The 4,056-nt window shown below is 68.1% G+C and carries 7 protein-coding genes and 1 pseudogene; 2 read left to right on the forward strand and 6 right to left on the reverse strand.

Going from position 1 to position 4,056, the window contains the following annotated elements:
* Positions 1-381, reverse strand: a 381-nt coding sequence (locus BFF77_RS20890) for a YunG family protein (protein WP_066952204.1), incomplete at its 3' end; no start/stop codon positions are given.
* Positions 382-575: 194 nt separating this feature from the next.
* Here BFF77_RS20890 and BFF77_RS20895 point away from each other — a divergent pair.
* Positions 576-1,316, forward strand: coding sequence for an SDR family NAD(P)-dependent oxidoreductase (locus BFF77_RS20895; protein WP_066952197.1), 741 nt, complete (start codon positions 576-578; stop codon positions 1,314-1,316).
* A gap of 178 nt (positions 1,317-1,494) precedes the next feature.
* Here BFF77_RS20895 and BFF77_RS33500 read toward each other — a convergent pair whose 3' ends face one another.
* Positions 1,495-2,004, reverse strand: coding sequence for a hypothetical protein (locus BFF77_RS33500; RefSeq protein WP_079125349.1), 510 nt, complete (start codon positions 2,002-2,004; stop codon positions 1,495-1,497).
* A gap of 296 nt (positions 2,005-2,300) precedes the next feature.
* Here BFF77_RS33500 and BFF77_RS38225 point away from each other — a divergent pair, with 296 nt between their 5' ends.
* Positions 2,301-2,636: a DUF6879 family protein gene (locus BFF77_RS38225; RefSeq protein ID WP_425424405.1), complete on the forward strand. Its 336-nt coding sequence runs from the start codon at positions 2,301-2,303 to the stop codon at positions 2,634-2,636.
* Here the strand turns inward: BFF77_RS38225 and BFF77_RS20905 are convergent.
* The 4 genes and pseudogenes from BFF77_RS20905 to BFF77_RS37005 form a co-directional block, all read right to left on the reverse strand.
* Positions 2,573-3,088: a GNAT family N-acetyltransferase gene (locus BFF77_RS20905; RefSeq protein WP_245703624.1), complete on the reverse strand. Its 516-nt coding sequence runs from the start codon at positions 3,086-3,088 to the stop codon at positions 2,573-2,575. The two genes, BFF77_RS38225 and BFF77_RS20905, sit on opposite strands and share 64 nt — an antisense overlap.
* 112 nt (positions 3,089-3,200) lie before the next feature.
* Positions 3,201-3,446, reverse strand: coding sequence for a hypothetical protein (locus BFF77_RS36995; protein ID WP_245703622.1), 246 nt, complete (start codon positions 3,444-3,446; stop codon positions 3,201-3,203).
* Positions 3,447-3,479: 33 nt separating this feature from the next.
* On the reverse strand, positions 3,480-3,833 hold the full coding sequence (locus BFF77_RS37000; RefSeq protein WP_245703623.1) for a hypothetical protein: 354 nt from the start codon (positions 3,831-3,833) through the stop codon (positions 3,480-3,482).
* Positions 3,830-4,056: pseudogene (locus BFF77_RS37005) on the reverse strand (hypothetical protein); the annotation flags it as partial. The pseudogene BFF77_RS37005 and the gene BFF77_RS37000, both read right to left, overlap by 4 nt.

Genomic DNA, 4,056 nt, shown 5'->3' on the forward strand with positions numbered 1-4,056 from the left:
GAGGAGTACGAGCTTCTCCGCCACCCGGTCGCGGAGAAGCTCGTACTCCTCCCTCAGCCGCACGAAAGTCGGCGGCCGGGGTATGACGATGCCGTCGGTGACGATCTCCTCCGGGCGGAACTGTTCCCGGGTGAGGTCGATCTCGATTCCCATGCCCAGGCGGTTCCACCAGTGGTAGTCGGTGCGCACGCCCCCGACATGGACCTCGCCGCGCATCAGCTCGCCCCCGAGCAGATCGTTGAGGACCATCGCGGTGACACCGCACTGGTCCCGGGCCGGGTTGTCCGGGCTCCAGTGCGGCCGGAACTCCGGCGTGCACGTGTCGGCGCCCCAGCTGTCACGCAGGGCGCGTTCGATGTCGGTGAGAAGCAGCGGTTTCATGACGGTCATCCTGGCAACGGGCACTGACATTCACCCTGCGCCGGGCGCCTGCGCCACGGCAGGCACGGACTGATCCATGTGCTGGGCTACCAGAACACCGCCGGATCCGCCGTCTGCCGCCCGGATAATCTGAGCGTCACCGCACGGAGGCGGCACCTGGCCGCTACCGGCCGGCGGGCAACGGGAGGCAGCGCATGTCACGACCGGTCACCGTGGTCACCGGCGGCAGCCGGGGCATCGGCGCGGCGACATGTGTCCGGCTGGCGGCCGACGGGCACGATCTGGCCCTCGGGTACGTCAGCGACAGCGCGGCGGCGGAGCAGGTCGCGGACGCCGTGCGGGCGGCCGGGGCGCGCTGCGTCGCCGTACGGGCGGACACGGCGGACGAGGCGGACGTGGAGCGGCTGTTCGACACGGCGGCGGCCGAACTCGGGCCGGTGACGGGGCTGGTCAACAACGCCGGTGTGACGGGCCCGCTCGGCCGGCTCGCCGACGCCCGCACCGAGGACCTGCGCCGGGTCCTCGACGTCAACCTCCTCGGCTGTCTGCTGTGCTGCCGCCGGGCCGCCCGGGACATGACCGCCCTCGGCACCGGCGCCATCGTCAACGTCTCCTCCGCCGCGGCCACGCTGGGCAGCCCCGGCGACTACGTCCACTACGCCGCCACCAAGGCGGCCACGGACGCGCTGACCGTCGGCCTGGCCAAGGAACTCGGTCCGGCCGGCATCCGCGTCAACGCCGTCGCCCCGGGCATCACCGACACCGACATGCACGCCACGATGGGCGACCCCGGCCGCCCGGCCAGGCTCGCGCCCGAGATCCCGCTCCGCCGCCCGGGGCAGCCGTCCGAAATCGCCGCCGCCGTCGCCTGGCTGCTCTCCACGGACGCCTCCTACACCACGGGCACGGTGCTACGGGTCGCCGGCGGGCGGTGAGGCGTTCCGTGAGGCGTTCCGCGTTCCGTGGGGTAAGAGGAGTTCCGCGCAAGGCCGTTCCCGCCGGCCGGTGATTCGGCCGGTGATCAGGACCGGCCGGGCGCCGGTCCGTGTCCGTCCGGCCGGCGGCTCAGCATGCGGCGCCGGGGGCCTGCTGCCGCGTCGGCCGCGGCGGTGGTCAGTGGCGGGTGCCGGTGGACCAGCGGGCGATGTACCCGTTCTGGTAGATCACCACGTTGCCGTCCGCCTGCACGGCGAGGAAGTAGTCCGAGTGACAGCAGGTGTTCGAGACCCACACCGGCTGGCCGTTGATGTCGTAGACGATCAGGTTGCCATCGGCGCCGAAGCGGGCCCAATCGCCTCGGCCCTGTGTGTTGGTGGCCCATCTGGCGCGGTTGTTCTCGTCGTAGAGAACGAAATTACCGTCGGTCTGCATCCGGAGGCTCGATTTGCCCACGCTACAGGACTGACCGGGGAAGAACGCGCTATTTCGCGAAATTCTATACAAATCGCCCGTCGGGTTGAGAATCAGCGACGGCGGGATCGGGGGATCGGTGACCAGATTGCAGGACGGCGGATACAGCGCGGCTGCCACGCGCGGGGCCGCGGTCGCCTGTCCCGCGACCAATGCGGTCATCGCCAAGCTCATGATCACCGCTAACAGCCGACGTATTGAGATTCGCTTCATTTCGGGCCTCCTTGAAGATCATTCACACATGCGGTACGCACGCACTCAGATATTCATGGCGCCGCCACGGGCGCGTCAAGAGCGCCTGCGCCCGGCCCCTCGTACGGTCTTGTGCACGGGGTTCGACCGAGCCGTGGGCCCGTGGACCAGGAGGTTTGGCATGCCTGGACGTACTGGGCCCGTCCGTCTCACCAGTAACGGCAATGACAATGGGGGAACAATTCGTTTTCTTGGACGGTGACGACTGGCAAGCCAAGTCCCGTGACTTCCGAACGGAGGCGTGACAGCTGAAAACTCTGCCTGTCCATCGCGTCCCCCAGGAAGCGGACGAGTTCGCCCGGTTTGAGGCCGGAGAGCGATTTCCTGGACCGTACGACAACTCCTGGGCAGCGCCGATCAGGCAGCGCAAAGAAGCAGAAGGAAACAGCGGGCGTGTGCATATCCTCAGGCGCCCGCTCTTCGACTGCCCGCGGTTCGAGTTCGAGCGCTACCACCAGCACCGGGCACCGATCGGCGAAGACATTCGGATTCCCGATGTCACCGACCGGGAGAACCCGTTGCCGGACGTTCAGGACCTCTGGATGTTCGACTCCAGCTCCGCGATCCGTTCCGCGCGGCGCGCCATGAGGTAGACGCGATTGTGCGTGCGCTGCACCTCGTGCAGCAGAGTGAACCCCTGAGTCCGGTAGTAGCCGACCAGGCCGGAAAACATGCATCCGCGCCGGACCCACCGCTTGCCCTCACGTGCGGCATGGTCCACCGCCCACAGGGCGATGAGCGTTCCCGGTTTGTGCGCGCGGTACGCCGGATCCGTCACCGTCGTGAAGAGGTAGTGAGCCGGCTCGGCGAGTTCCGCGGGCGTCCATCCCCACGGAGGCGTTTCCTCCTGCACGGTGGTGCAGCCCACGATGTGGGACTCATCGTTTTCCAGCACCCACATGCCGCCGTGCGAGTTCTCCGCCTGGGCCGCGAGGTTGTCCGCGCTGTCATGCCGGCTTGGCAGGGAGCGCTCTTCAAGCCACGTGGAACGAGAGCGGATCATGGCGGCGACTTCGGGAACGTCGGCCACCGTGGCCAGGCGCATGACGAACACGGGTGAGACCTCCGTGCGTTTTCTTCGAGCAAAGCGGCCTCCCACAGCGAGAGGCCGGTGGGCGGGTCTCCGGCCGAGACGGCGGAGGGGGAGAGGCCCCGAGTCACAGAAACGCCTGCGCCGCGAGGTGGAGGTCAATGACCTGGAGTAGCTGTGCGTCTCCGTTCTCGCGGTACATGCCTGCGTCGAGGCGCTGGACCGCTTGCCGGAGGCCATCTGGCGCGACCAGCTCATCGTCGAAGAGAACCGAGCCCTCTTTCAGCATCCTGTCGAAGAGGGGACGCGCATGGGTGGTGAGCGAGTGTTGCACGACCTCGGCGAAGCTCTCGCGTTCAGCAGGGTGGGTCACGTCGTCGCCGAGTCCAAGTGCACCGAGCTGACGTCACTGGAGTTGCTTGAGTTCCCGCCAGTCGATCGGCAGCCACTCGCCGAGCTGGATCAAGCCCGGGTCCGCGAACGGGTGTACCGGCCAGATCCCTTCCCGTAGGAGCACGGGGGCCGTGGCCTCCAAGGAGAGCCGACTCATGGAGTTGACCACGGCTGGAGGGGCGATTCCGTCGTCCGTGAACTCCAGGGCGCTCCGTGTCCTCTTCCCGATCCAGGGCAGCAGGGCAACATCTTTCAACTCGCCCATTGCTTTGTGGGGATACTCCGCCTGCGAAAGGGCCACCGTCTCGTCACCGCACAGCCCTGTCACGACGGTGCGGGCGCCTTGCTCGGCGAGAGCCATCGTCATACGGGTGAACGGGTGGTGGAGCGGTTCTCATAGGGGCTGATCAAGTCGCCGCGCACCCGTGCGCAGTCAGGATGGAGCGGTGCCTCCTCCCTCGCGTCAATGAGCACGTCCTTGCCGGCGAAGGACAGTGCGGCCCGCATTTCCGTGCGCCGCCGGATCTGCTGGGCACGGCCCGGACCGCCGATCCGGAACGAGCCACGTGGCAGGGACGGCCGAGCCCCGC

Origin of the sequence: Streptomyces lushanensis (assembly GCF_001700515.1) — a bacterium.
Taxonomy (GTDB): domain Bacteria; phylum Actinomycetota; class Actinomycetes; order Streptomycetales; family Streptomycetaceae; genus Streptomyces; species Streptomyces lushanensis.